Genomic DNA, 24016 nt, shown 5'->3' on the forward strand with positions numbered 1-24016 from the left:
TAAACGAGAAAGGTGAGATTTCGTTCAAGAAATGTGAAAAAGGCGCTATTTACAGCGCCTTTAGATGGAAAGTCTTATTGTTCTTCTTTGTTTTGTTCTAATAACTCTTCAACTTTCTTAACCATGTTTTTAGAACCAACAAAGAAAGGCACACGCTGGTGAAGTTCTTTTGGCTCTATATCCATTATGCGGTTTACACCGTCTGATGCGACACCACCAGCTTGCTCGATAATGAACGCCATTGGGTTACATTCATAAAGTAAGCGCAGTTTACCGTTAGGGTGGCTTTCTGTACTTGGGTACAAATAGATACCACCTTTAAGTAGGTTACGGTGGAAGTCAGCAACCAAAGAACCAATATAACGTGACGTATAAGGACGGTTGTCTTCAGGTGCGCTTTCTTGGCAGTACTTAATGTACTTTTTCACACCTTGAGGGAAGCGAATGTAGTTGCCTTCATTGATTGAGTAGATGTTACCGTCTTCCGGGATCATCATATTTTCATGAGAAAGGCAGAATGTACCCAGTGATGGATCGTAAGTGAAGCCATTTACGCCATTACCTGTTGTGTAAACCAGCATGGTTGATGAACCGTAAATAACGTAACCCGCTGCAACTTGCTTGTGGCCTGGTTGTAGGAAATCTTCCTCAGTCGCTGGAGTACCAATGGGAGATACACGGCGGTAAATAGAGAAAATTGTACCCACCGATACGTTCACATCAATGTTTGAAGAGCCATCTAGTGGATCCATCAGTACAACGTATTTCGCGTTTTGATTAAGCTCTTTGTTAAACGCTACTGCTTCGTCTTCTTCTTCACTTGCGACTCCACATACTTGGTCACGTGCTTCTAGCGCGGCTTTAAATTTATCGTTGGCGTAAACATCCAACTTTTGCTGAGCTTCACCCTGCACGTTCTCAGTACCAACAGCACCAGTAATATCGCCTAAACCCGCGGCGTTAATTTCGCGGTTTACAATTTTAGCTGCAAGACGAATTGAAGATAGTAGGGATGACAAGTCACCGCCTGCATGGGGGAAGTCTGCTTGTTTCTCAACAATGAACTCGCCGAGGGTGCGCATTCCAGACATGATGTTTCCTTAAGGTCGCTTCAAAATAGAATAGGGGGATTTGGCGGTATGGGATCTCTTTCGGATCTTGGTTTTCGCCGACCCTTATTGTAAAAGCCGAATCTTTTTATTGGTAATGAACTAACTGATGAAGATCCCAATTTATTTGTCGACCTTCTCGCTTGTTGCATTCTGCTCATCTTACTTATTTGTATGAGCACGAAATGAGCACTTAATTGGCAGAAGCTCACGAACTGATCAAAGTAGTTCGCTTTTCAGAGCTTTATCGCCATAATGACCAGATAATTTTTTGCCTGCTATAGGGTCAGTTTATGCATATTCATATCTTAGGGATTTGCGGCACATTTATGGGTGGCGCAGCAATTTTAGCACGACAGCTTGGACACAAAGTGACAGGCAGTGATGCCAATGTGTATCCACCTATGAGTACTTTGCTTGAATCTCAAGGTATTGAAATCATACAGGGTTTTGACCCATCTCAACTCGACCCTGCGCCAGACCTAGTTGTTATCGGTAATGCGATGAGTCGCGGCAACCCATGTGTTGAACATGTTCTTAATACGAATCTCCGCTACACATCTGGCCCACAATGGTTGCAAGAGTTCTTGTTGCATGATCGCTGGGTGTTGGCGGTGTCCGGAACACACGGAAAGACCACCACCTCCAGTATGTTGGCGTGGATCCTAGAAGACTGTGGTTACAAGCCTGGATTCCTTGTCGGTGGCGTATTGGGTAATTTTGGTGTTTCGGCACGATTAGGTGAAAGCATGTTTTTCGTGGTTGAAGCGGACGAATACGACAGTGCTTTTTTCGACAAGCGTTCTAAGTTTGTGCATTACCACCCACGCACATTGGTTATGAATAACTTAGAGTTTGATCATGCAGACATCTTCGACGATCTGGAAGCGATCAAACGTCAATTCCATCATTTGGTACGGACTGTTCCAGGAAATGGTCGTATTCTAGCACCTAAACAAGATTTGGCTTTGGAAGACGTATTAGGTCGTGGCTGCTGGAGCGAAACGGAATTCACGGGCGAACAGGGCGATTGGAAAGCGGAAAAACTGATCCTTGATGGTTCTCAGTTCAAGGTACTGTTCCAAGGTGAAGAAGTCGGTACGGTTAAGTGGGATCTGGTTGGTGATCACAACGTCGATAATGCATTGATGGCTATTGCTGCGGCTCGACACGTTGGCGTCACGCCGTATTTAGCTTGTGAGTCTTTAGCTAAGTTCATTAATACCAAGCGTCGTCTTGAACTCAAGGGTGAAGTCAACGGTGTGACGGTTTACGATGATTTTGCGCATCATCCAACCGCGATTGAACTGACGTTGGGCGGTCTGCGAAACAAAGTGGGTAAACAACGCATCCTTGCAGTTCTCGAGCCTCGCAGCGCAACAATGAAACGTGGCGTACATAAAGAGACACTTGCAGAGTCACTGCATGCGGCTGACCACGTGTTTTTATATCAACCAGAAGCCATCGATTGGTCGGTTGAAGCGGTAGCTCAAACGTGTCATCAACCTGCACAAGTGTCTGATTGCGTTGATGACTTGGTGGCAAAAATTGTAGAGCAGGCTCAACCGGGTGATCAAATCTTGGTGATGAGCAATGGTGGCTTTGAAGGTATTCACGGAAAGCTGCTGGCAAAATTGGCCGAATAAATTAGTGTAGAAACATGAGTAACAAACAAAAAGCCATCACATTGGCATTTACAGGGGCATCCGGTGCGCCCTATGGATTGCGGTTGTTAGAATGCCTTTTGGCGGCTGATTATCAAGTCTACTTGCTGATCTCATCGGCAGCGCGCGTTGTTCTGGCGACAGAGCATGGTTTACAGCTGTCCGCTAATCCGGACGCGGCAAAGTATGCATTAGTAGAGCATCTTAAATGTGATCCTGAAAAGCTCACTGTCTGTGGTAAAGACGATTGGTTTTCGCCAGTGGCCTCTGGGTCTGCTGCGCCAAAACAAATGGTGGTGTGCCCATGTTCAGCAGGTAGTGTGGCGGCCATCGCTCATGGCATGTCGGATAATCTGATCGAACGTGCAGCAGACGTTGTGATGAAAGAGCGTGGTCAACTATTACTGGTGGTGCGTGAAACACCGTTTTCAACACTTCATCTAGAAAACATGCATAAGCTGTCTCAGATGGGCGTGACGATTATGCCAGCTGCACCGGGCTTTTATCATCAACCTAAATCCATTGAAGATCTGGTTGATTTTATGGTCGCCCGCATTTTGGATCATCTTGGTATTGAGCAAGGACTAGTGCCTCGCTGGGGATACGATCAGCGTGGTTAACACTGGCTATCAGATGATATAACGATTACAATTTTGTCGATACTCATCGGGGCGCTATTCATCCTATCAATAGGAATCAGCTGAGATCGAGCACACACTCGGAACCCGTGTACCTGAACCAGATAATACTGGCGTAGGAATTGAGTCTGGACTCGGAACATCTCAACTCTCCCGTCCCTCAAGCCTGTGCCGCTCAACAAGGAGAGAGCGAGCAGTGAAAACCACTCTGAGCACTTTAGCGATTGCTACCCTAACTTCATTTTCGGCTTTGGCTGCTGACAACACGTTAACGGTTTATACCTACGACTCGTTCGCCGCAGATTGGGGGCCTGGTCCTGCTGTAGAAAAAGCATTTGAAGCGAAATGCGGCTGCGATGTGAATTTTGTGGCGCTTGATGATGGCGTCTCGATCTTAAATCGCCTACGTCTGGAAGGGAACAACAGTAAAGCGGATATCGTACTAGGCCTTGATAACAACCTGATGGCAGAAGCAAAGAAAACGGGCTTACTGACTGAACATAAGGTAAATACGGAAAGCGTTACGCTACCTGGTGGTTGGAACGATACGACGTTTGTTCCTTATGACTTTGGTTATTTTGCTTTTGTATACAACAAAGAAAAGCTATCTAACCCACCTAAAAGCCTGAAAGAGCTGGTTGAATCACGCGACGATCTCAAAGTGATCTACCAAGACCCGCGTACATCGACACCAGGTCAGGGCTTAATGCTATGGATGAAATCGGTTTACGGTGATGATGCCACTCAGGCATGGAAAGATCTGGCTAAGAAGACAGTCACGGTCACCAAAGGCTGGTCTGAAGCTTACTCGATGTTCTTAGAAGGTGAGTCTGATCTGGTACTTTCTTATACAACCTCTCCAGCATACCATTTGATTGCTGAGCAGGATGACAAATTCGCGGCGGCTGATTTTGCTGAAGGTCATTACACGCAAGTTGAAGTAGCAGCGAAGGTGAAAGGTTCTAAGAATGAAGCGCTTGCTGACGACTTCATGGCATTTATTTTAAGTGATGAGTTCCAGTCAATGATGCCAACAGGAAACTGGATGTACCCAGTCACAGATGCGAAGTTACCTGAAGGTTTTGACACGCTTACTGTTCCAAGTAAGGCGCTAGGTTTTAGTGCTGATGAAGTGGTAGAAAACCGCAAAGCATGGATTCGTGAATGGCAAAGTGCTTTAACATTCTAAGGTTCTCCGTTGCACAAGACTCCTAAAATCGGCATTTGGGTCGCGATACTTATCGCGACCTTTGTTCTTTCTGCCCTAGGTGCTTTGCTGATTGAAGCGCCCTCGTTAAACGTGTTGCAAGTGTGGCAAGACCCATACTACCGACACGTCACTAAGTTTAGTTTTTATCAGTCATTTCTCTCTACGTTGTTGAGTGTTGGTTTGGCCGTGCCTGTCGCCCATGCTTTATCTCGGAGAAGTTTTCCCGGTAAAAAGCTGCTTCTCAAATTGTTTGCGACAACCTTAGTTCTCCCAGTTCTAGTGGGTGTGTTTGGCCTATTGGCTATTTACGGCAACAGTGGTTTAGTTGCTGAGCTTTTTGAAGCGTTAAACAGTAAGCTGCCTTTTTCGATATACGGGCTCAATGGTATTTTGCTCGCGCACGTTTTCTTCAATTTACCCTACGCGACCCGATTGTTACTGCAGTCACTGGAAACCATACCTGAAGAGCAACACAAACTTTGTGCTCATCTCGGTATGGGGCACTGGCAAAAGTTTAAATGGGTAGAGTGGCCACGCCTTAAACAGCAGCTTACGCATGTGTGTGGCTTAGTGTTTATGCTGTGTTTCACCAGTTTTGCTACGGTGATGGCGTTAGGCGGCGGGCCTAAATCGACAACAATTGAGTTGGCCATCTACCAAGCGATTAAGTTTGATTTTGATTTACAAGCCGGTGCATTACTGGCGATTTGGCAAATGCTGCTTTGTGGTTTGATGGCATTGGCTATTCAGCGTTTAGCGAAACCAGTCTCGGTCAGCGCAGGCAGCACATCATCAAATATTTATCTAACGAAAGATACGCTTAAATCCAAGATTTGGGATTGGAGCTGGATCGGCCTAAGTGCGCTATTAGTTTTACCTCCGCTGTTAATGGTGATAATCAGTGGCATAAATAGTCAGGCTCTGGCGGTGTTCTCCGATATTCGTTTTTGGTCAGCGTTATGGGCATCATTAAAAGTTGCTACGCTAGCGAGTGTTTTTGCCTTGCTGGCCGGTATCAGTATTTTGATTTCCAGCCGTCGATTAAGGCTTAATTTTCATCAGAAAAGAGCGGATCACATTGAATTAATCGGCACGATTATTTTGGTGACACCGGGCCTAGTGATCTCCACAGGATTGTTTTTGTTGCTTCGTTCAATGACAGATGTGTTTAGTTTGGCCTTTTTAGTTGTCGTCGCTGTTAATGGTTTAATGGGGTTGCCGTACGTTATAAAAACGCTTTCTCAGCCTATGTTGCACATTGAACAGCAATATCAATATGTGTGTGCGAGTTTAGGTATGAAAGGTTGGCAACGATTTAAAGTTGTCGAATGGCGAGCGTTGAAAAAGCCGATGGCTCATGCGTTTGCAATTAGTTTTATGTTCGCTATTGGTGATTTGAGTGCGATTGCTTTGTTTGGCAGTCAGGAGTTTCGCACCTTGCCTTTATATCTTTTCCAGCTTTTAGGTAGCTATCAAATGGAAGCGGCAGCCGTTGTATCGGTGACTCTGTTAGCCCTCAGTGTTGGCTGTTTCACGTTAATTGAAACCCTATTTAAAGCGAATTCAAAGGTGACGTATGTTGACGCTAAGTGATGTCCATTATTACTACCACAGTGAATTGTTTCACTTTGATCTTCAAATCGATCAAGGTCAGATTGTCGCGTTAATGGGGCCAAGTGGGGCAGGGAAGTCTACCTTATTGGCGCTGGTCGCCGGGTTCATCGAACCAGAGAAGGGCAGCATTTCTGCAGATGACATGGAGCTAGTAGGCAAAGAGCCACATCAAAGACCGTTTGCCATGCTCTTCCAGGAACACAATCTGTTTGCCCACTTGACCGTCCGTGAGAACATCGGGCTAGGTTTAGATGCCGGGCTTAAGCTCAGTAAGGAGCAGATGAGACAGGTTGAAGAAGCCGCGACTCAAGTCGGTATGAATGAGTATCTGGATCGTTTGCCCGAACAGCTTTCTGGTGGTCAGCGCCAGCGTGTCGCCTTAGCGCGGTGTTTCGTGCAGCCTCATCCTGTTTGGTTGCTTGATGAGCCGTTTTCTGCGCTTGATCCTATTTTGCGAGAAGAGATGTTGGCGCTGGTCAAGCGTTTAGCTAAGGAGCGCAATATTACGGTATTGATGGTGACTCACCATATCAGTGACGCCAAGTCGATTGCTTCGCATTTTGTTTTTGTCGCCAATGGTCGAGTGGAAGTGGCGGCAGGTATTGATGAGCTTGTGTCTCATCATCCCAATTCTTTGCTGGCAGGGTTCGTGAGAGCGGGTGAATGAAAGAGCAGGTGAATAAAAAAGAAGGTTGATGGAGTCCATCAACCTTCTTTCGTTGTCACTTAATATTCTTCGTCGTTGAGCTCTTTCAACACTTGGAATATTTCGCGGTATGCTTTCGCTGGTTTACCCGCTTGCTTTTCTTTTGCTGCTTGGCGAGCAAGTTGGCGTAAACGCTGGCGGTCTGCAGTAGGGTAAAGCTCTACTACGTCAGCAATCGCACTATCACCTTCGGTGACAACACGATCACGCAGTTGCTCTAACTTGTGCAGGACAGCCGTGTTTTGAGAGTGCTTATTACGCACTTTGTCTAACGCCGCTTGAATTGGCTCTGGATCTTCATGGCGCATCAGCTTGCCGATGAATTGCAGCTGACGACGACGCGCTTCGTTTTTAAAACGCTGTGCATCTTTGATTGCATCCGCTAAGTCTTCGCTCAGTGGGAACTTCTCTAGCACTGAAGGTTTTAAGTTTACTAGCTCTTCGCCAAGCTTTTGTAACTCGTCCATGTCGCGTTTCATCTCGGATTTACTTACCCAGATGATCTCTTCTTCTGCTTCCCATGGCGCTTTTTGGTTTTTACGTGCCATTGTTCTACCTTAATTTGAACATTCTATTTCTCTATTTTAACAAGAATCATGGGGAGAAAGCGAAATTCTTGTTATCCTAGAGTACAAAGACCTCATTTAAAAAAGTTGATATGGACGTAAGACAGCAAGTTGCTCAACAACGCGTTGAGTTAGAAGCCGCCGTAGCCAAAGCTCTTGAGATGGCCGCAGAGAAATCCGACGGCGCAGAAGTGGCAATCACCAAGACAACGGGATTGAGCGTATCTACTCGTATGTGCGAAGTAGAGAATGTGGAGTTTAACAGCGATGGTGCGCTTGGCATTACGGTATACCGTGGTCAACGCAAGGGCAGCGCGTCTACGTCTGACTTGAGTGAAAAAGCCATCGAGCAAACAGTATTGGCAGCGTTGGATATCGCTCAATATACTTCTGAGGACCCATACGCAGGACCAGCACCAAAAGAGCTGATGGTGAAAGACATCCCGGATTTGGATCTGTTCCACCCAGACACGCCAGATCCAGATTACGCCGCTGAGATTGCGATCGCTGCTGAGCAACAAGCACTTTCATACAGTGACAAGATCAAGCAGAGCGATGGCGGTAGCTACGATAGCCACTACGGGTTGAAAGTGTATGGCAATAGCCATGGCCTATTAGCCAGCTACGCATCTAGCCGTCATAGCATCAGCTGCTGCGTGATTGGGCAAGGCGCTAATGGTGAGATGGAACGTGACTACAGCTATACAGTTGCACGCCATAAAGATGATCTTTGGTCACCTGAAACCGTGGGTTTGAAAGCGGCCGAGAAGACTGTTAGCCGCTTAGATGCGCAGAAGTTAAAAACGGGTAAATACCCAGTTATGTTTGCCGCTGATGTTGCGACGGGTTTATTAGGGCACTTGGTCATGGCGATCAGTGGCGGTAATTTGTATCGCAAATCGTCTTTCTTATTGGACCAGTTAGGTAATCCAATCTTACCGGAGTGGTTTAATGTGTCTGAGCGACCACATGTTCCACGCGGTTTGGCTTCAAGCCCTTTTGATAGTGAAGGTGTCTTCACTCAAGATCTTGAAATTATTACCGATGGTGTATTAGCAACGTATCTACTAACAAGCTACGCCGCACGTAAAATGAATATGACCCCAACCGGCCACGCTGGGGGAATTCATAACTGGTACGTGAAATCTACAGGTCAAAACTTTGAACAAATGCTTAAAGAGTTGGGTACTGGTCTTTTGGTTACAGAAGTGATGGGGCAAGGTGTAAACATTGTCACTGGTGACTATTCTCGAGGTGCTGCGGGTTTCTGGGTTGAAAATGGTGAGATTCAATACCCTGTTTCAGAGATTACCATCGCAAGTAATTTGAAAGAGATGTACAACCAGATTGTAGCGGTCGGTAATGATGTAGAAACGCGCTCGCAGATTCAGACGGGTTCTATTCTTCTTGAATCGATGAAAGTCGCTGGCGAGTAACATCCATATACCTACATCTTGAAAGAAAAGGTTGGCCTATGAGCCAACCTTTTTGTTTTCTATCCTTCAAACAACTCTTTGTGCAGTTTTTGAATCGCTAATTTAGATACGGATTCATGCACTAGGAAGCAAAGGTTATGTGGGCTTGCACCATAGCAAATCATGCGCAAGTTGAAGTCTTCTAATGTGCCAAAGACTTGTTTTGCGTAGCCTTTACTTCCACTCATATTGTTACCAATGAGCGCGACCAAACATAAATTGTGCTCAACTTCGACCGTACATAACTCTTCTAGTTCTAGACGAGCGGCTTCAGGTAGCTGAGGTGCGCCGCCAGACGTATCCGTCTGATCTAAAGTGAGCGACACGCTGATTTCTGAGGTGGTGATCAGATCCACTGACACTTTATGCTTCGCCAAGATTTCGAATACTTTGGCCAAGAAGCCGTAAGCGTGAAACATTTTTGCACTGCGCAGAGTGACCATTGTTTGATTGCATCTTAGTGCCAGCGCACGAAACAGCGGTGAGCTTTCTACCTGATGACGAATCCAGGTTCCACCTTTTTCTGGCTCTTTCGAAGAACCAACGAACACCGGAATGTCATGGCGCAGTGCTGGAACCAACGTGGACGGATGGAGAATTTTAGCGCCGAAGTTCGCCATTTCTGACGCTTCACTAAAGCTAATCTCTGGAATGGGAGAAGCTTTGGATGCAATACGAGGATCTGTGGTGTAAATTCCCGGAACATCAGTCCAAATTTCTAATCCTGAGGCTTTGACTGCTTCAGCGATTAGTGCCGCACTGTAGTCACTTCCACCACGGCCAAGTGTTGTTGTATTACCTTCTTCATCTGAACCGATAAAGCCTTGCGTAACTACGACAAAGTCATTGCAAAGTGGTACCAATGACTGCTGCGCCAGTTGTGCAATAGTTTCGATTTCAGGTTCGCCTTTACCAAACGTACTGTCCGTTCTTAGCACTTCACGAATGTCAAAGCGTGTTGCGTTAATGCCACGTTCTTTCATCAATTGCGTCAAAATATGCGTAGACATTAATTCGCCACACGCGACGAGATGGTCTGTGAGCTTTGTATTCGCTTGGATGGATGCAGCTTCGGCAAGGCTGGTTACGGTATCTAGAATGCCGTATACCTCAGCGGCCGCTTCTGAGGAATCGGACAGTTTATCAAGGATCGAATCATGGATATCCGCGAGCTGTTTTAAAAGGTCACTGCGGCGTTCCTGATCCTGAACACCATTCGCAAGTTCGACTAAAAGGTTTGTTACCCCTGAACAGGCACTGCTTACGACAAGCTTAGTATTTGGATTTGATTCTATGATAGCGGCGCAGCGGCTCATTGCTTCGAAGTTAGCAACGCTTGTTCCACCAAATTTAGCAACGTTGAAATTGCTCACGGCATTTCTCCCACGACTTCCTGAAAAATTACAGTTAGGAACACCAATGAAGTCATTCATGACTGTCTATTGATAGATTCCAACATCCAATGTTTTTTGCGGTAATACAGTTTTGTATTTGAAGAGAGAATGAGCGTATAGCGAGGTTAGTATTTAGAATGTATACCTCAGAAGCTCATCACCAGTCTGTGCTGATGACAGTTGATGGGACTCAACCCAAGTCAACCGACAAACCAAAACCACAATTTTGATCTACCTCGGCACTACTCCCCCTCAGTGAATTGTCTTGGAGTTGCGGCTCCACAAAACACCTACCTGGGTAGTGCTCCTCTTCTGCAAAATGCAATTAACCAACTTACAATATCTATCCGAGTTTGTTGGTTTAGATGGGATAAATATTCACCACCTGATTTGGCATTGAACGTTTTTCTTAGCAGCTTGTCAACGAAATTTTATAACTTATTAACCATTTTAAATAACAAATTAGAGGCATCGATATCTATCCAATACTTAGGAATAATTGCTGCTTATGGCGATTTGGATTAAGGTGGCTTATGAAATCGATATAACTACAACAAAGATAGCCTACCAATTCAAGGAGCAGCCAATGACGATTCAAAGTTTCATTCCACCTCATCGTATTCTTATGGGACCTGGACCTTCCGATATTTCACCTCAAGTTTTGCAAGCGTTAAGCCGTCCAACTGTTGGCCATTTAGACCCGCTGTTTATCGGTATGATGGATGAGTTAAAGCAACTTCTGCAATATGCCTTTCAGACTGAAAACGAGTTTACGATTGCAGTATCAGCACCGGGTAGTGCAGGAATGGAAGCGTGTTTTGTAAACCTAATCGAGCCGGGCGAAAAAGTCATTGTGTGTCGTAATGGTGTGTTTGGTGAGCGCATGCGCGAAAATGTGGTTCGTGCTGGTGGCGTCGCAGTGATGGTTGATGATGAATGGGGTAAACCTGTTTCTGTTGAAAAAGTTGAGCAGGCACTAAAAGAGAACTCTGATGCTAAGATCTTGGCATTTGTTCACGCTGAAACGTCAACAGGTGCATGCAGTGATGCAGAAGCTCTGGGCAAACTGGCGAAGCAATACGGTGTACTTAGTATTGTTGATGCGGTGACGTCACTGGGTGGCGTGCCTCTTAAAGTGGATGAGTGGCAATTGGACGCAGTGTACTCTGGTAGCCAAAAGTGCTTGTCGTGTGTTCCGGGCTTGTCTCCCGTGACGTTTTCTCCAGCGGCAATTGAAAAGATCCAAGCGCGTAAAACACCAGTGCAGAGCTGGTTCTTAGATCAGAGTTTGGTTCTGGGGTACTGGAGCGGTGAAGGTAAACGTAGCTACCACCATACAGCACCAGTAAACAGCCTATATGCGCTGCACGAATCTCTCCTTATCCTCAAAAATGAAGGCTTAGAGAATGCGTGGAAACGCCATAGTGAGATGCACGAGAAGCTTAAAGCTGGCTTGGAGAAACTTGGCTTTGAATTTGTGGTTGATGAAGAATCTCGCTTACCTCAGTTGAACGCGATTTATGTTCCTGAAGGTATTGATGAAGCGAAAGTTCGCAGCCATCTGCTTGAAACGTACAACTTAGAAATTGGCGCAGGTTTAGGTGCACTTGCTGGCAAAGCGTGGCGTATTGGCTTGATGGGTTATGCTGCTCGACCTGAGAATGTGGCACTTTGCTTACGTGCGCTAGAAGAGTCTCTGGCTCAATAAGCTGAGAGCAGATAGGTATTCAAATGTTAGAAAGGCGACTCATTGAGTCGCCTTTCTTATTGATATTCAATCGCCAAATAATGGCGCTATTCGTTGGCTTCTGCTCTTAACGCGTCGATATCTGGCGGGATATACTGAATTTTTGAAAAGTCTCGGTTCGGGAAAAGGAACTGTGCCTCGTTTCGGATCTGTTCAGCCTTTTCTGTCTCTCCTAAACCTTGGTAGGCTAGGATCAAGTTATTATAAAATGCAGGTCTTGGCTTATCTTTGATGATATTTAATGACCAATCTATGTATGGCTGTATGAGTTTCGCATCTTGCGTAAACAGCCCTACGTTAAGGTATGTGCTGTAGATATCCCAGTTGTAGCGATCTTTCCAAACAATGGGGTTACTTACTTGATCCAGAATGTCCGGATTCTTTGGGTTTGAGCGTTCAAATTGAGTTAACACATAGTTGGTGTGTATTGCACTCAGCATATAAAAGCTGGTTAGAATCGGAATGATCAAGCTCAGTACACGTAGTGCCGTTTGGGAAATAAAACTCAATTCAAACGTTCGGTATTTGTTGACTCTTTGATCAACCCAGTAAAGCAAAATGATAAAGGTGATCCAGTGAATGGCAGAGTGGTAAAACGGGTACTCTAACTGCGTGTGAAGCACGATTGGGATGAATAACGCAAATAGAGCCAGTCGCGTTCCTTTCTTCGTTTGGTAAATACGGTAAAGGATCAGGATCGCTGCAATCAATATTCCGAGAAGTGGCAATAATCCACCTTCAACACCCCAATAAAGCAGTTCGTTATGTGGGTGATCCATGGATTCTAAGCCTGGCTTATAATCGGCGTTCAACTGATGCTGTCTAGCCGTATAAACGATGTATTCTGTTTCGAATTTACCATAGCCGTAGCCAGTGAAAGGCTTCTCAATAAACATATCCAACGCTTGTGGGAAAGTGTATTGTCGCGGGCCGTCTAGGTTCATTTTTTGCTCTGACAGTGTGTTGGAGTCAGAGCTTATTAGCGAAGGAGTGAGGCCTAAACATATTCCCAACAACCCAGACACAATCCACCCCCAGCAGCGCTTTTTCGTGGCGTAGCGAATTAGGTAGGGAAGGGTGCACAGAATGGCGAGGATTGTACTCAGCCATCCCGTTCTTGATGCCAGTATCACAAGCAACGGAATCGTAACGAAAGGCATTAGATACAGCAAAGTGACTTCACTGACTTTGGACTGATACTTTACACGTTGTCGTGTGAGTAAGTAGCCAGATGTAATTAACCCTGTAGCTAAGAAACTTGCCATAACATTAGGTTGCTGAAAAATGCCGTAAGGTCGGTTCTGGAGAGTGTCGTATCCAAACAGGTTACCGAGCTCAAGGAACAGGTATTGAAACCAGCCAAACAGAGCTTCAATGAATACACCGATAGTGATAAACCAGAGTAAACGTTGTTTTTGCTTATTACTGAAGCGAAATTGCTGCAAGACGACAAATAGGATGTAGCCTGCCCATAAACCGGCGAGTTTTCCGATGGTCAGATCAATGTTTGAGTTAGGGTAAAGTACAGGGACAGTGATGGCTATACAGCAAATAAAAAAGCCTATTGTCAGTTTGTTGTACCTTAGAATGCCTTGAGTGCCGAGTTGGTACAGACCGATTGCGATTGAAATACTGAGCAATAACCAGGTTGTTGGATTAAATGAAAGCGCTAGCCCCGATCCTCCTGGATTGGGCATAAAAAAGTGCATAGCTAGAATATAAACAGCACCCAAGGAAGCGAGGAATGGTTTGATCAATGGGAGCTTAGGTGTCGGCTGCGCGAGCTTGGTTCCAGCTACATGTATTGTGGCCATGGTTCAATAATCCTAAAAAACAGACCAGTGGAGAATCTCACTGGCCTGATTACTTTACACTATTTGCTATTTTAACATAGGCTTAAGAAAGTGCGCGGTATGTGAACCTTCGACCAATGACACATCTTCTGGTGTACCTTCGGCAATAATCTCACCGCCACCTTGACCACCTTCAGGGCCTAAATCCACGATCCAGTCTGCGGTCTTAATCACATCTAGGTTATGCTCAATCACGACGACCGTATTTCCGTGGTCGCGCAGTCTGTGCAGTACCGTTAGGAGCTGCTGAATGTCGTGGAAATGTAAACCTGTGGTTGGCTCATCTAAAATATAGAGTGTTTTGCCAGTATCTCGTTTCGATAACTCACGCGCCAGCTTGACGCGCTGTGCTTCACCACCGGACAGTGTGGTTGCTGCCTGGCCCAAACGAATGTAAGACAGGCCTACATCCATTAATGTTTGGAGCTTGCGTGCAATGACAGGGACCGGTTCAAAGAAGGCTCTTGCGTCTTCTACCGTCATCTCTAGCACTTCATCAATGGTTTTTCCTTTGTATCGAACTTCTAGTGTTTCGCGGTTGTAACGCTTTCCTTTACAGACATCACAAGGTACATAGACATCCGGCAGGAAATGCATTTCGACTTTGATGACACCATCGCCTTGACACGCTTCACAGCGGCCACCGCGAACGTTAAAACTGAATCGACCTGGTTTGTAACCGCGCGAACGCGATTCTTGTGTACCCGCAAACAGCTCTCTGATTGGGGTAAAAATACCCGTGTACGTCGCAGGATTCGAGCGCGGCGTACGACCAATCGGGCTTTGGTCGATATCGATCACTTTGTCGAAGTGTTCCAATCCTTTTATTTTCTTATAAGGAGATGGCGTCGCAGTGGTTGCGCCATTGAGCTGAGTATGAGCAATCTTAAAGAATGTATCGTTAATTAAAGTGGATTTACCGGAGCCAGAAACACCAGTAATGCAGCTGAAAAGCCCTACGGGAAGCGTTAAGTTTACGTCTTTAAGGTTATTACCAGAGGCACCAATAAGCTCTACTACTTTTTTCGGGTTCATTGGCGTGCGTTCAGCCGGTACAGAGATCTCTTTCTTGCCACTCAAATATTGGCCTGTGAGTGAGTTAGAGTTGGCAATGATTTCCTGCATGCTGCCTTCAGCGACAACATAGCCGCCATGCACACCTGCACCTGGGCCGATATCTATCACGTGGTCCGCCATACGAATGGCGTCTTCATCATGTTCGACAACTAACACGGTGTTGCCTAAATCACGAAGGTGAGTCAGGGTTTTCAGCAGTCGTTCGTTATCACGTTGGTGAAGGCCGATGGATGGCTCATCTAAAACGTACATAACACCGACAAGTCCGGCACCTATCTGGCTCGCGAGACGGATACGCTGTGCTTCACCACCAGAGAGAGTTTCTGCGCTACGCGATAAGTTAAGGTAGTTAAGACCCACGTTCACTAAAAACTGTAAACGATCGTTGATCTCTTTCATCACTTTTTCAGCGATCTGGGCGCGCTGGCCTTCTAAGGTGAGAGAGGCAAAAAAGCCCAGTGCATCGGCGATACTTAGCTCAACGATTTCCGGCAGCGTTGTGTCGCCAATAAATACGTTACGAGCTTCCAAGCGCAGTCGGCTTCCGTCACAGCTTCCACACGTTTTGGTTGAGATGTATTTTGCCAGTTCCTCACGCACGGAACTTGATTCTGTATCTCTGTAGCGTCTTTCTAGTGTGTTGAGTATGCCTTCGAATGGATGACGTTTTACGCGGATATCACCACGATCGTTAATGTATTTAAACTCGACCTCGGTTCTTCCTGAGCCAGTCAGAATAACTTCTCGGATTTTCTTTGGCAGCGATTTAAACGGAGCGTGAAGCTCAAAGTCATAATGCTCTGACAGTGACGTCAGCATTTGGAAGTAGTAATAGTTTTTCTGATCCCAGCCCCTGATTGCGCCTTGCGCGAGGCTTAAAGAATCATCAACGATCACTCGAGAAGGATCAAAATATTGCTGAACACCTAAGCCGTCACAAGTATGGCAGGCACCAGCTGGGTTATTGAATGAGAACAGACGAGGCTCGAGTTCCTGCATACTGTAGCCGCAGTGCGGGCAGGCAAAATTGGCAGAGAAGACCACTTCTTCACCATCGCCATCCATAGGGGCGACAACTGCAATTCCGCCAGAGAGTTCAAGTGTGGTTTCAAATGATTCTGCTAGGCGCTGCTGTAAATCAGCTCTGACTTTAAAACGATCAACAACCACTTCAATGGTGTGCTTTTTGTGCAGTTCAAGGGTAGGTGGATCGGACAGATCGCATGTTTCCCCATCGATACGAGCACGAATAAAGCCTTGAGCGGCCAAGTTTTCTAACGTCTTTACGTGTTCCCCCTTGCGCTCTTTAACGATCGGCGCAAGCAGCATCATTTTTGATCCTTCCGGCATCTCCAGTACTTTATCCACCATTTGAGAGATGGTTTGAGCTGCAAGTGGCACTTTATGATCTGGACACCGTGGTTCGCCAACGCGAGCATAGAGAAGTCGCAGATAGTCATAGACTTCAGTGATGGTACCAACAGTAGAGCGAGGGTTATGCGAAGTGGATTTTTGCTCAATAGAAATGGCAGGAGATAGACCTTCAATATGGTCTACATCAGGCTTTTCCATTAACGATAAAAATTGACGAGCGTAGGCAGAGAGGGATTCAACATAACGTCGTTGTCCTTCCGCATATAAGGTATCGAATGCCAGTGAAGATTTACCTGAACCGGATAGGCCAGTAATAACAGTCAACTTATCTCTAGGAATTGTCAGGTTGATGTTTTTGAGGTTGTGTGTACGGGCACCGCGAACTTCAATCTTATCCATTATCATCGCTCAACGTAAAAACAAGTTGGCTAAGTATTACATAGTGTGAGAAATGTTCAAAGAAATACTGGATAAAAGAACAGTAAAAAGGCCGCATGGAAAGCGGCCTTGAGAACATGGAATGTTACGAGGTGACTGGGATACTAGGATGCTTTTCTTGTCGCGTGTTTACCTAGTTCAGACGTTTTGCAGTCTTTTAGGTAGACATTCTCAAAGCAGTAGTTGGTCGCTTCGATGTATCCTTCTACGCTACCACAGTCGAAACGCTTACCTTTAAATTTGTATGCCAGTACACAGCCAGCTTTTGCTTGCTTAAGTAGCGCGTCGGTGATTTGAATCTCGCCACCTTTGCCCGGTTCTGTGTTTTCGATTAATTCAAAGATATCCGGTGTTAGGATGTAACGACCAATGATTGCTAGGTTGCTTGGTGCCGTGCCTTTTTCTGGTTTTTCTACCATGTCGTCTACACGGAAAATATCATCTTTAATCATTTCGCCAGAGATAACACCGTACTTATGTGTTTCATCTTCTGGTACTTCTTGCACTGCAACAATTGAACAGCGGAACTGCTTAAATAGTGCCACCATTTGAGCAAGAACACCTTCTTGTTCATTTACACACAAGTCGTCTGCAAGGACTACGGCAAAAGGTTCGTCACCTACCAGTTCGCGGCCTGTTAAGATTGCGTGACCCAAACCTTTCATTTCACGTTGGCGAGTGTACGTGAAGTTCGCACTCTCAATGATGTCACGAATGTCGACCAAAAGATCTTCTTTGTTAGTGCCGCTGATCTGATGCTCTAGCTCATAGTTTTTATCGAAGTGATCCATGATCGAGTGTTTGCCTCGACCAGTAACGATACACATACCGTCCATACCCGCTTGGATTGCTTCTTCAACACCGTATTCAATTAACGGTTTGTTGACGATAGGCATCATCTCTTTAGGCATCGATTTTGTTGCAGGTAAAAAACGCGTCCCGTAGCCAGCCGCAGGGAAAAGACACTTTTTAATCATGTTGGTTAAACCCTATATTATTCTGATGGTCATTTTTCGGAGACGACAATAACATGCTTTGCATTAAGAGGTCATGAATCCGTCCACTAAAAACATAGAATTTGGTAATCGTAACGAATTTAAGACATTAAATGCTGTTTTGCCCAAGCACTTGCTTGCACACGATTCTTTACGCTTAGTTTTTTGAATATCTGGTATAGGTGCGATTTTACGGTGAATTCGCTGATAAACTGATCTTCTGCAATTTGGCTATTTGACGCGCCTGTCATCAAACTTCGAAGTATATGGATCTCTCGTGTTGTGAGGTTGACGGTGGCTGGTGCACACTGGCTTTCAACAACGGTTCTATAGTGGTATAGCAGTTGCGCCGATACTTTTCTTGGTAGCCAGTTTTCACCGTTTATGATTTCGCTGCATCCCTTACTGATATCATCAAGCGTATCACTTGCATAAAATAGCCCTTTCAGATGGCCGAAACTCAGTATTTCATCGGTGGTCAGTCTTTTATCTACATTAATAACAATAGTTTCGAATACTTTATTTGCCAGTGGAAGAGAGCGAATCTGGTTGCTTAGTTGGGAGTAATCTCGATGGTCTATCATTAATATACGATGTTTGTTGCGTTGCAGCGCCAACATAAGCTCTTCAGGTTCAAGGTAAGGAATATCCAGACTCAGACGCTTCTTGATATTTTCCACGAGTGGATGGTGAACGGTTTTATTCTCACATAAAAAATGAATGGTTCTCATATAGTTACTTTTCATGATGAAGTCTCCTTCCCTGTAGGGTCAGACTCAGACTGACTGAATTATCAAGAGAGTGCTAGTCGGAGTTGAATCCTTGCGTTTTGATTCATACACATTGGTAACTGAGTGTTTTGTCATTCGGAGTAATGTTTGATTATTCTCGTAAAAATGTTGGCTGGGTATGTAAGACGCTAGAGAGTAGAGACATTGTAGAGACATTGTAGAGAGAGGAATTTGTCCCACGCGCAAAGCATGCTATGCTATTGCGCTATTTCATTCACACTCAAATTTTAGACGGAGCGAAACATGGCTAGCCGTGGAGTAAATAAAGTCATCATTATGGGCAACCTTGGTCAAGATCCTGAGGTTAAGTACACTGCTAATGGTAGCGCCGTGGCAAATATTACCGTTGCGACGTCTGAAACATGGCGTGATAAAGCATCAGGTGAGCAGCGCGAGAAAACAGAATGGCACCGCGTTGTTTTATTTGGTAAGACGGCAGAGATTGCGGGTGAGTATCTTCGCAAGGGCTCTCAAGTTTACTTAGAAGGTCAGCTTCAAACTCGTAAGTGGCAAGATCAAAGCGGTCAAGACCGTTACACGACAGAAGTTGTTGTTCAGTGGCCAGCAGGTCAAATGCAACTGTTAGGTGGTCGAGCACAAGGTGGCGCTCCAGCAATGGGTGGTCAACCTCAGCAGCAACAAGGTGGTTGGGGTCAGCCTCAACAGCCAGCTCAGCAGCAGTATAATGCACCGCAGCAACAGAAGCAGGCTCCTCAACAGTCTCAGCCTCAGTACAATGAGCCACCAATGGATTTTGATGACGACATCCCGTTTTAAGCTTGTATTTCCTAAAAAAAGCCGCGATTTTCGCGGCTTTTTTATATAGTGAAGGGAGCAAATTGCCCTAAGAAATATGGATGTCGGGGTGATTTCTCTTGTATCCATAAAATACATTGGGAGCCAATCTCTCGCACCTATTCGCTATAGAAAAGGAATTCCGCATCTATGAGGTATACCCCTACCTTAAAACTGAGCACCAGATTGGTTGCTTTTGTCACGGTGATTGTCGTTAGTGCCATCTTCATTCTATTTATTGGTGGGACTCTTTCTTTTAAACGTCTAGGTCATGAGTATTTGGAACACTCTTTATCAGGGATAGTGACTGTTGTTGATAAAGAGATGGAAGATCCTGATGCGGCTTACTCCCTACAATATTGGATGCCAAAGATGCTACAAGCATCGAGTGTGGTAGAAATGGAGTTAGTCTCCTCTTACGGCACTATCTATCGCTTTAAGGATACCGCTTCAAAAGTCGCCCCCTCTCTTCTCTATCAAACCGAGTACGTTTTAGAAAGAAATCAAGGTTACCGTATTCGTTTTAAAGCGGTTCCGCCATACATAGGTTTCGGGTATTCGATGCAAGCGTTATGGTCTATCACGCTTGCCATTGTGTTGATCATCTTTTGTCTTATTCAAGGCGTAAAATGGCTGAAAAAGCAGTTACATGGTTCGGAGTTACTCGAAGAGCGAGGACGGATGATTCTGGCCGGAAGAGTCGAAGAGTACGCCAAAGGTGACGAAAAAGAGTGGCCATTTACCGCGAGTGAAGCGCTCGATCGCTTGATTGAAGAGTTACAAGATGCCCGTCAGGAGCGAAGCCGATTTGATACGTTTATCCGCACTCAAACCTTTTTAGATCAGTTGACAGGAACAGCGAATCGCGTGCTGTTTGACAGCAAATTAGAAGCGGCACTATCAGAGAATGGTTCTCATGGCGGCGTGTTATTGATCCGCATTGATGATTGGGAACAAATTCAAGAAGAGTGCGGTAAAAAAGATGCCAATGATTTCATCATCGAAGTCGGTCAGGCACTGAGCAATGTCATTCAGCGATATCAAGATGTGATTTTGGCTCGTTACTACAGTTCTGATTTCGCGATTTTAGCGCCGAGTCTTGGGAGCAAAGAAGTATCAACCATCGCCATGCAGTGTTTAAAACAGCTTTCTCGCATCACACCTCCTAACTTGTTGGATGAGGAGAACTGGGTGCACATCGGAGTCAGTATTTACCGTGAAGGTGAGCGACAAGGAAAAATCATAGACGAAGCAGAAACGGCACTGAAAAGTGCGCAGCTGCAAAGAATCAATACATGGAACCGTTTCAAGAAAAACATCGATTTGGACGTGGAGCGGGGCAGTGTTCGTTGGCGAACTTTGTTCGATCAGGTCATTACGCCTGATAAGTTACTTATCTTTGCACAACCTTGTTACCTGTTAAATAACCAGCAAGAACATCAGCTTGATCACTATGAGTTGTTTGCGCGAATTCATGATCCAGAAAAAGGCGTCATTAAGGCTTCTCGTTTTAACTCTGCGATTGAATCAATAGGTTACGAAGCGCTGTTAGATAGAGCGGTGATCCGCTCGGTTTTTCGGTATTTGAAAGTGTCGCCCTGTTCTGTGTGTTATTCTATCAACCTTCATGTGGTTCCTTTTGCCGATCGAAGCTACTTTAAGTGGTTTCGAGATGAATTGCTGCAGCTTACTGCTGAGCAGAGGAGCAAACTGAGCTTTGAATTTGTGGAAGCAAGGTTGGTGAAGCATTTAGACTATATGCGACCTGTCATCAAGATGACGGCGGGTTTAGGGTGCAAAGTTGTCGTTGGTCAAGCAGGCCGGTCCATCGTAAGCACTCATTATCTGAAAGAGCTGCCCATCAGTTTTCTTAAGTTGCACCGTAGCCTGATCAAGCAAATCGATCAGCGTCACGAGAATCAGCTGTTTGTTCGCAGCCTTTTAGGTGCTTGTGATGGGCTGATGACTCAGGTCATCGCGCTGGGTGTCGACACAAAACAAGAATATGACACCGTTCTGCAGTTGAGTGTTAATGGTGTTCAGGGGCGGTATTTTGAAGAAGAGCAGCAAATACTTCCTTTGCCGTCATCTCGCCCTAAAGACGTGGAACATAAAAAAGTACAAATTGGTCGTAGAAATCGTTGGCGAAAAAGTAAGTAATTAAATGAGTAACAGTTCTTTCTTAGGTAAATTCAGACAAAACAATCAAAGCACTGCACGGTTGAGCATTGTTGTGCAACCTGGTGGGTTGTATTTTTCTTCGCTATCAGAGAGTAAGCTTCCTTCTTACGTCGAGCTAGACGGATTACCTTGGCAGAAAGTCCTGAACAACACTTTAAAAGATCACGGCGTATCCGGTGTTTCTGCGGATGTTGTTTTACACTCCAATCTCTACCAAACCTATCAGATCGATAAACCAGCTATCCCAACCGAAGAATTATCGGCTGCTTTACCATTTCTGCTTAAAGATCTTATTTCAGAACGAATTACTGACATTGTTGCTGACGCAGCACCATTGCCTACGGGTAATAAGCTTCAGGTGTTTGTTGTTTCGCGTGAGATTGTGCTCTCCTTATATGAGCAGTTTAATCAACTGAATATCAAACTAGAGCGCATTTTAGTTGAAGAAGAAGTTTGGGCACATTCCGCTCAAAAACTCACTCAGTTCCTGCTTTTACAACGGAGTAAAAAAGGTCAGTTTCGTGTTTTTGCTTTTATTGATGGACGTTGTACGTTCCAGCGAACAATACGTGGCATTGAATCACCGCTCACAGGTGTCGCCAGTAGTATACTTCAGTTAGATGGACTTGCACTTGAACTTCAACGTTCGATAGATTACCTATCGTCTCAGATGAAGGGCGCGTCCTTGCATCAGATGAAAGTCTGTTGCGATGAAGAACAGCAAGGTGAAGTTGTCTCGGCACTTGGTGAAAGACTAAGTGTTAAGGTGTTGCCATTAAATGATGCTGGTCGTGAATCGGGAACATTACTGGTTGAAAACACCACATCGGCACTTACCGATGCGGTTAACTTATTCCCATCGTATCTTAAGCCTAAAAAAGAGTATTTTACGTTAAAGAACGTCCTATTGGGTTGGGGCGTGGCAGCGGCTGCGTTGGTCGCTGTGTATAGCGGAGTGATGTACCAGCAAAATGACTTAACGAAACAACTTTACTTAATTAAAGCGCAAGAGGCCGAGTTTGCGCAGCAGTCAAAAACTCTGAAACAACGAATTGCGAGTCATAAACCGAGTCCGGAAAAAATCGCGGCAGTATCGCGCTTAGAAATCGAAATAGAAGCCAAACGGCGCTCTCTGGGGGCGATAAAAGAACATGATGCTGCACAGCAAATGGGTTACTCTGGCGTAATGCAATCGCTAGCCAAGCTTGGACGTAACGATATATCGCTGAGTTCTATTTCCATTTCTACCCACTCGCTTGACTTGAAAGGTTTGGCTAAAGATCCTCAATCGGTTCCCAGTTGGATTGGTCAGTTCAAAAATGAACTGAATTTGGTCGGACGTACATTTGAGAAGCTAAAAATTGGCCGGAATGAACAAGGTATTCTTACTTTCGAGCTGAAGACGAAAGAGGAACGCAGCTAATGCAAGCATGGCAAATGTTGAGTGACAAGTTTGTAAAGTTGTCCGAAAGAGAAAAATGGCTCATTACCTTGTGCGGTTTCGTTGTGATCATCATGGCGGTATTTACGCTCATGATTGAGCCTGTTTTTCAGGCTAATCAGAAGATGACAAAGAATATCACCGCAACGAAACTCGCCAGTCAGCAACTAGAAGCTGATGTTTTGTTGATGACTGCAAAGCTCAAAAAAGACCCAGATCAGGAAATAAACCTGAAATATAGAAGTTTGGTCACTGAGAGCCAGCAGTTGTCTGAACAGTTATCAGAAATGATCGAGAGCCTTATTTCTCCTAGTGAAATGGCAGCGCTACTTGAAAGTGTGTTGGAAGGAAGTAAAGAACTCCGGTTGGTATCTTTGGAATCTCAACGTGCGGAACCTGTTGTTCCAAATCAATCTAGTCCGGATGCATCTGCTTACTATGTTCATCCTGTTCGACTTGAGCTACTCGGTAATTACTTTGCGATCGTTAAGTACTTAGAATCGCTGGAGTCACTCCCCGTAAAGTACTACTGGCGCAGCTTCCAATACAATGTGGAAGAGTATCCTACGGCACGTTTGGTTTTAGAGGTCTACACACTAGGGACGAGAGAGGAGTTTATCGGTGGTTAAGTTTATATCTGCGGCTGTATTGTTAGTTTGCTCATCGCACAGTTTTGCAGCCCAAGATCCCACAGCTCCGCTCAATTGGCAAAAGCCAACCGTACCGCAAGAGACAAAGAAAGTGGTCAATCGTCCTCTACCCAAACTTGAAAGCATCGTATGCAGTGGCGATGTAGCGTGCAAAGCGGTGGTCAGTGGTCAAGTTGTGGTGGCTGGAGATAGCATCAGTGGTTATCAGGTAAAGAATGTTGAGTCAGAGCATGTGGTATTGTCTCGTGGTGGCAAACAGTTGAATTTGAAACTTTTCGCTCTGGATATTAAACAGTAA

The 24016-nt window shown here is 45.2% G+C and carries 19 protein-coding genes and 2 riboswitches; of the genes, 12 read left to right on the forward strand and 7 right to left on the reverse strand.

Features of this window, described 5'->3' with window-relative positions:
- Positions 1–74: 74 nt before the first annotated feature.
- Positions 75–1091 (reverse strand): class 1 fructose-bisphosphatase, encoded by a 1017-nt coding sequence (gene fbp, locus NP165_RS01640; RefSeq protein ID WP_257084615.1) that lies wholly within the window; start codon positions 1089–1091, stop codon positions 75–77.
- Positions 1092–1402: 311 nt separating this feature from the next.
- Here fbp and mpl point away from each other — a divergent pair, with 311 nt between their 5' ends.
- From mpl to thiQ, 5 genes are all read left to right on the forward strand, one after another.
- Positions 1403–2755: a UDP-N-acetylmuramate:L-alanyl-gamma-D-glutamyl-meso-diaminopimelate ligase gene (gene mpl, locus NP165_RS01645; protein WP_257084616.1), complete on the forward strand. Its 1353-nt coding sequence runs from the start codon at positions 1403–1405 to the stop codon at positions 2753–2755.
- 14 nt (positions 2756–2769) lie between these two features.
- Positions 2770–3393, forward strand: coding sequence for a flavin prenyltransferase UbiX (locus tag NP165_RS01650; RefSeq protein ID WP_257084617.1), 624 nt, complete (start codon positions 2770–2772; stop codon positions 3391–3393).
- Between the two features lie 37 nt (positions 3394–3430).
- A riboswitch (TPP riboswitch) is annotated at positions 3431–3550 on the forward strand.
- Positions 3551–3607: 57 nt separating this feature from the next.
- Positions 3608–4600, forward strand: a complete 993-nt coding sequence (gene thiB / locus NP165_RS01655) for a thiamine ABC transporter substrate binding subunit (RefSeq protein WP_257084618.1) — start codon at positions 3608–3610, stop codon at positions 4598–4600.
- Positions 4601–4609: 9 nt separating this feature from the next.
- Positions 4610–6214 (forward strand): thiamine/thiamine pyrophosphate ABC transporter permease ThiP, encoded by a 1605-nt coding sequence (gene thiP, locus NP165_RS01660; RefSeq protein WP_257084619.1) that lies wholly within the window; start codon positions 4610–4612, stop codon positions 6212–6214.
- Positions 6198–6902 (forward strand): thiamine ABC transporter ATP-binding protein, encoded by a 705-nt coding sequence (thiQ, locus tag NP165_RS01665; protein WP_257084620.1) that lies wholly within the window; start codon positions 6198–6200, stop codon positions 6900–6902. The genes thiP and thiQ overlap by 17 nt, the downstream gene beginning before the upstream one ends.
- A 59-nt stretch (positions 6903–6961) precedes the next feature.
- On the opposite strand, the gene yjgA is transcribed toward thiQ, so the two are convergent.
- Positions 6962–7489 carry a ribosome biogenesis factor YjgA gene (gene yjgA / locus NP165_RS01670; RefSeq protein ID WP_257084621.1) on the reverse strand — a complete coding sequence of 176 codons (528 nt, stop codon included), beginning with the start codon at positions 7487–7489 and terminating at the stop codon, positions 6962–6964.
- 110 nt (positions 7490–7599) lie between these two features.
- On the opposite strand from yjgA, the gene pmbA reads away from it, so the two are divergent.
- The gene (pmbA, locus tag NP165_RS01675; RefSeq protein ID WP_257084622.1) at positions 7600–8943 is read left to right on the forward strand and encodes a metalloprotease PmbA; all 1344 of its coding nucleotides are present in this window, start codon (positions 7600–7602) and stop codon (positions 8941–8943) included.
- Positions 8944–9002: 59 nt separating this feature from the next.
- On the opposite strand, the gene lysC is transcribed toward pmbA, so the two are convergent.
- Positions 9003–10355, reverse strand: coding sequence for a lysine-sensitive aspartokinase 3 (gene lysC, locus NP165_RS01680; protein ID WP_257084623.1), 1353 nt, complete (start codon positions 10353–10355; stop codon positions 9003–9005).
- A 163-nt stretch (positions 10356–10518) separates the two neighbouring features.
- Positions 10519–10696: riboswitch (Lysine riboswitch) on the reverse strand.
- A 266-nt stretch (positions 10697–10962) separates the two neighbouring features.
- On the opposite strand from lysC, the gene NP165_RS01685 reads away from it, so the two are divergent.
- Positions 10963–12084 carry a pyridoxal-phosphate-dependent aminotransferase family protein gene (locus NP165_RS01685; protein WP_257084624.1) on the forward strand — a complete coding sequence of 374 codons (1122 nt, stop codon included), beginning with the start codon at positions 10963–10965 and terminating at the stop codon, positions 12082–12084.
- 86 nt (positions 12085–12170) lie between these two features.
- On the opposite strand, the gene NP165_RS01690 is transcribed toward NP165_RS01685, so the two are convergent.
- The 4 genes from NP165_RS01690 to NP165_RS01705 all read right to left on the reverse strand — a co-directional run bounded on the left by NP165_RS01690 (position 12171) and on the right by NP165_RS01705 (position 18609).
- The gene (locus tag NP165_RS01690; RefSeq protein ID WP_257084625.1) at positions 12171–13937 is read right to left on the reverse strand and encodes a PglL family O-oligosaccharyltransferase; all 1767 of its coding nucleotides are present in this window, start codon (positions 13935–13937) and stop codon (positions 12171–12173) included.
- A 66-nt stretch (positions 13938–14003) separates the two neighbouring features.
- Positions 14004–16826 carry an excinuclease ABC subunit UvrA gene (gene uvrA, locus NP165_RS01695; RefSeq protein ID WP_257084626.1) on the reverse strand — a complete coding sequence of 941 codons (2823 nt, stop codon included), beginning with the start codon at positions 16824–16826 and terminating at the stop codon, positions 14004–14006.
- A gap of 143 nt (positions 16827–16969) precedes the next feature.
- Positions 16970–17842, reverse strand: coding sequence for a UTP--glucose-1-phosphate uridylyltransferase GalU (galU, locus tag NP165_RS01700; RefSeq protein ID WP_257084627.1), 873 nt, complete (start codon positions 17840–17842; stop codon positions 16970–16972).
- A 119-nt stretch (positions 17843–17961) separates the two neighbouring features.
- Entirely contained in the window at positions 17962–18609 is a 648-nt protein-coding gene (locus NP165_RS01705; protein ID WP_257085529.1) for a LuxR C-terminal-related transcriptional regulator, read from the reverse strand.
- 285 nt (positions 18610–18894) lie between these two features.
- Here NP165_RS01705 and NP165_RS01710 point away from each other — a divergent pair, with 285 nt between their 5' ends.
- The 5 genes from NP165_RS01710 (at position 18895) to NP165_RS01730 (ending at position 24016) form a co-directional block, all read left to right on the forward strand.
- Positions 18895–19428: a single-stranded DNA-binding protein gene (locus NP165_RS01710; protein WP_257084628.1), complete on the forward strand. Its 534-nt coding sequence runs from the start codon at positions 18895–18897 to the stop codon at positions 19426–19428.
- 168 nt (positions 19429–19596) lie between these two features.
- Positions 19597–21606, forward strand: a complete 2010-nt coding sequence (gene csrD, locus NP165_RS01715) for an RNase E specificity factor CsrD (RefSeq protein ID WP_257084629.1) — start codon at positions 19597–19599, stop codon at positions 21604–21606.
- A 4-nt stretch (positions 21607–21610) separates the two neighbouring features.
- Positions 21611–23050, forward strand: coding sequence for an MSHA biogenesis protein MshI (locus tag NP165_RS01720; RefSeq protein WP_257084630.1), 1440 nt, complete (start codon positions 21611–21613; stop codon positions 23048–23050).
- On the forward strand, positions 23050–23697 hold the full coding sequence (locus NP165_RS01725) for a type 4a pilus biogenesis protein PilO (RefSeq protein ID WP_257084631.1): 648 nt from the start codon (positions 23050–23052) through the stop codon (positions 23695–23697). Before NP165_RS01720 ends, NP165_RS01725 begins: the two co-directional genes overlap by 1 nt.
- Complete coding sequence (locus tag NP165_RS01730) at positions 23690–24016, forward strand: MSHA biogenesis protein MshK (RefSeq protein ID WP_257084632.1); 327 nt, start codon at positions 23690–23692, stop codon at positions 24014–24016. The genes NP165_RS01725 and NP165_RS01730 overlap by 8 nt, the downstream gene beginning before the upstream one ends.

It is taken from the genome of Vibrio japonicus, assembly GCF_024582835.1.
Classification (GTDB): domain Bacteria; phylum Pseudomonadota; class Gammaproteobacteria; order Enterobacterales; family Vibrionaceae; genus Vibrio; species Vibrio japonicus.

Excerpts from the sequence above, each read along its gene's own strand:
- fbp (WP_257084615.1), bottom strand. The coding sequence starts at position 1,091 with ATGTCTGGAATGCGCACCCTCGGCGAGTTCATTGTTGAGAAACAAGCA.
- mpl (WP_257084616.1), top strand. The coding sequence starts at position 1,403 with ATGCATATTCATATCTTAGGGATTTGCGGCACATTTATGGGTGGCGCA.
- NP165_RS01650 (WP_257084617.1), top strand. The coding sequence starts at position 2,770 with ATGAGTAACAAACAAAAAGCCATCACATTGGCATTTACAGGGGCATCC.
- thiQ (WP_257084620.1), top strand. The coding sequence starts at position 6,198 with ATGTTGACGCTAAGTGATGTCCATTATTACTACCACAGTGAATTGTTT.
- yjgA (WP_257084621.1), bottom strand. The coding sequence starts at position 7,489 with ATGGCACGTAAAAACCAAAAAGCGCCATGGGAAGCAGAAGAAGAGATC.
- pmbA (WP_257084622.1), top strand. The coding sequence starts at position 7,600 with ATGGACGTAAGACAGCAAGTTGCTCAACAACGCGTTGAGTTAGAAGCC.
- NP165_RS01685 (WP_257084624.1), top strand. The coding sequence starts at position 10,963 with ATGACGATTCAAAGTTTCATTCCACCTCATCGTATTCTTATGGGACCT.
- NP165_RS01690 (WP_257084625.1), bottom strand. The coding sequence starts at position 13,937 with ATGGCCACAATACATGTAGCTGGAACCAAGCTCGCGCAGCCGACACCT.
- uvrA (WP_257084626.1), bottom strand. The coding sequence starts at position 16,826 with ATGGATAAGATTGAAGTTCGCGGTGCCCGTACACACAACCTCAAAAAC.
- galU (WP_257084627.1), bottom strand. The coding sequence starts at position 17,842 with ATGATTAAAAAGTGTCTTTTCCCTGCGGCTGGCTACGGGACGCGTTTT.
- NP165_RS01710 (WP_257084628.1), top strand. The coding sequence starts at position 18,895 with ATGGCTAGCCGTGGAGTAAATAAAGTCATCATTATGGGCAACCTTGGT.
- csrD (WP_257084629.1), top strand. The coding sequence starts at position 19,597 with ATGAGGTATACCCCTACCTTAAAACTGAGCACCAGATTGGTTGCTTTT.
- NP165_RS01720 (WP_257084630.1), top strand. The coding sequence starts at position 21,611 with ATGAGTAACAGTTCTTTCTTAGGTAAATTCAGACAAAACAATCAAAGC.
- NP165_RS01725 (WP_257084631.1), top strand. The coding sequence starts at position 23,050 with ATGCAAGCATGGCAAATGTTGAGTGACAAGTTTGTAAAGTTGTCCGAA.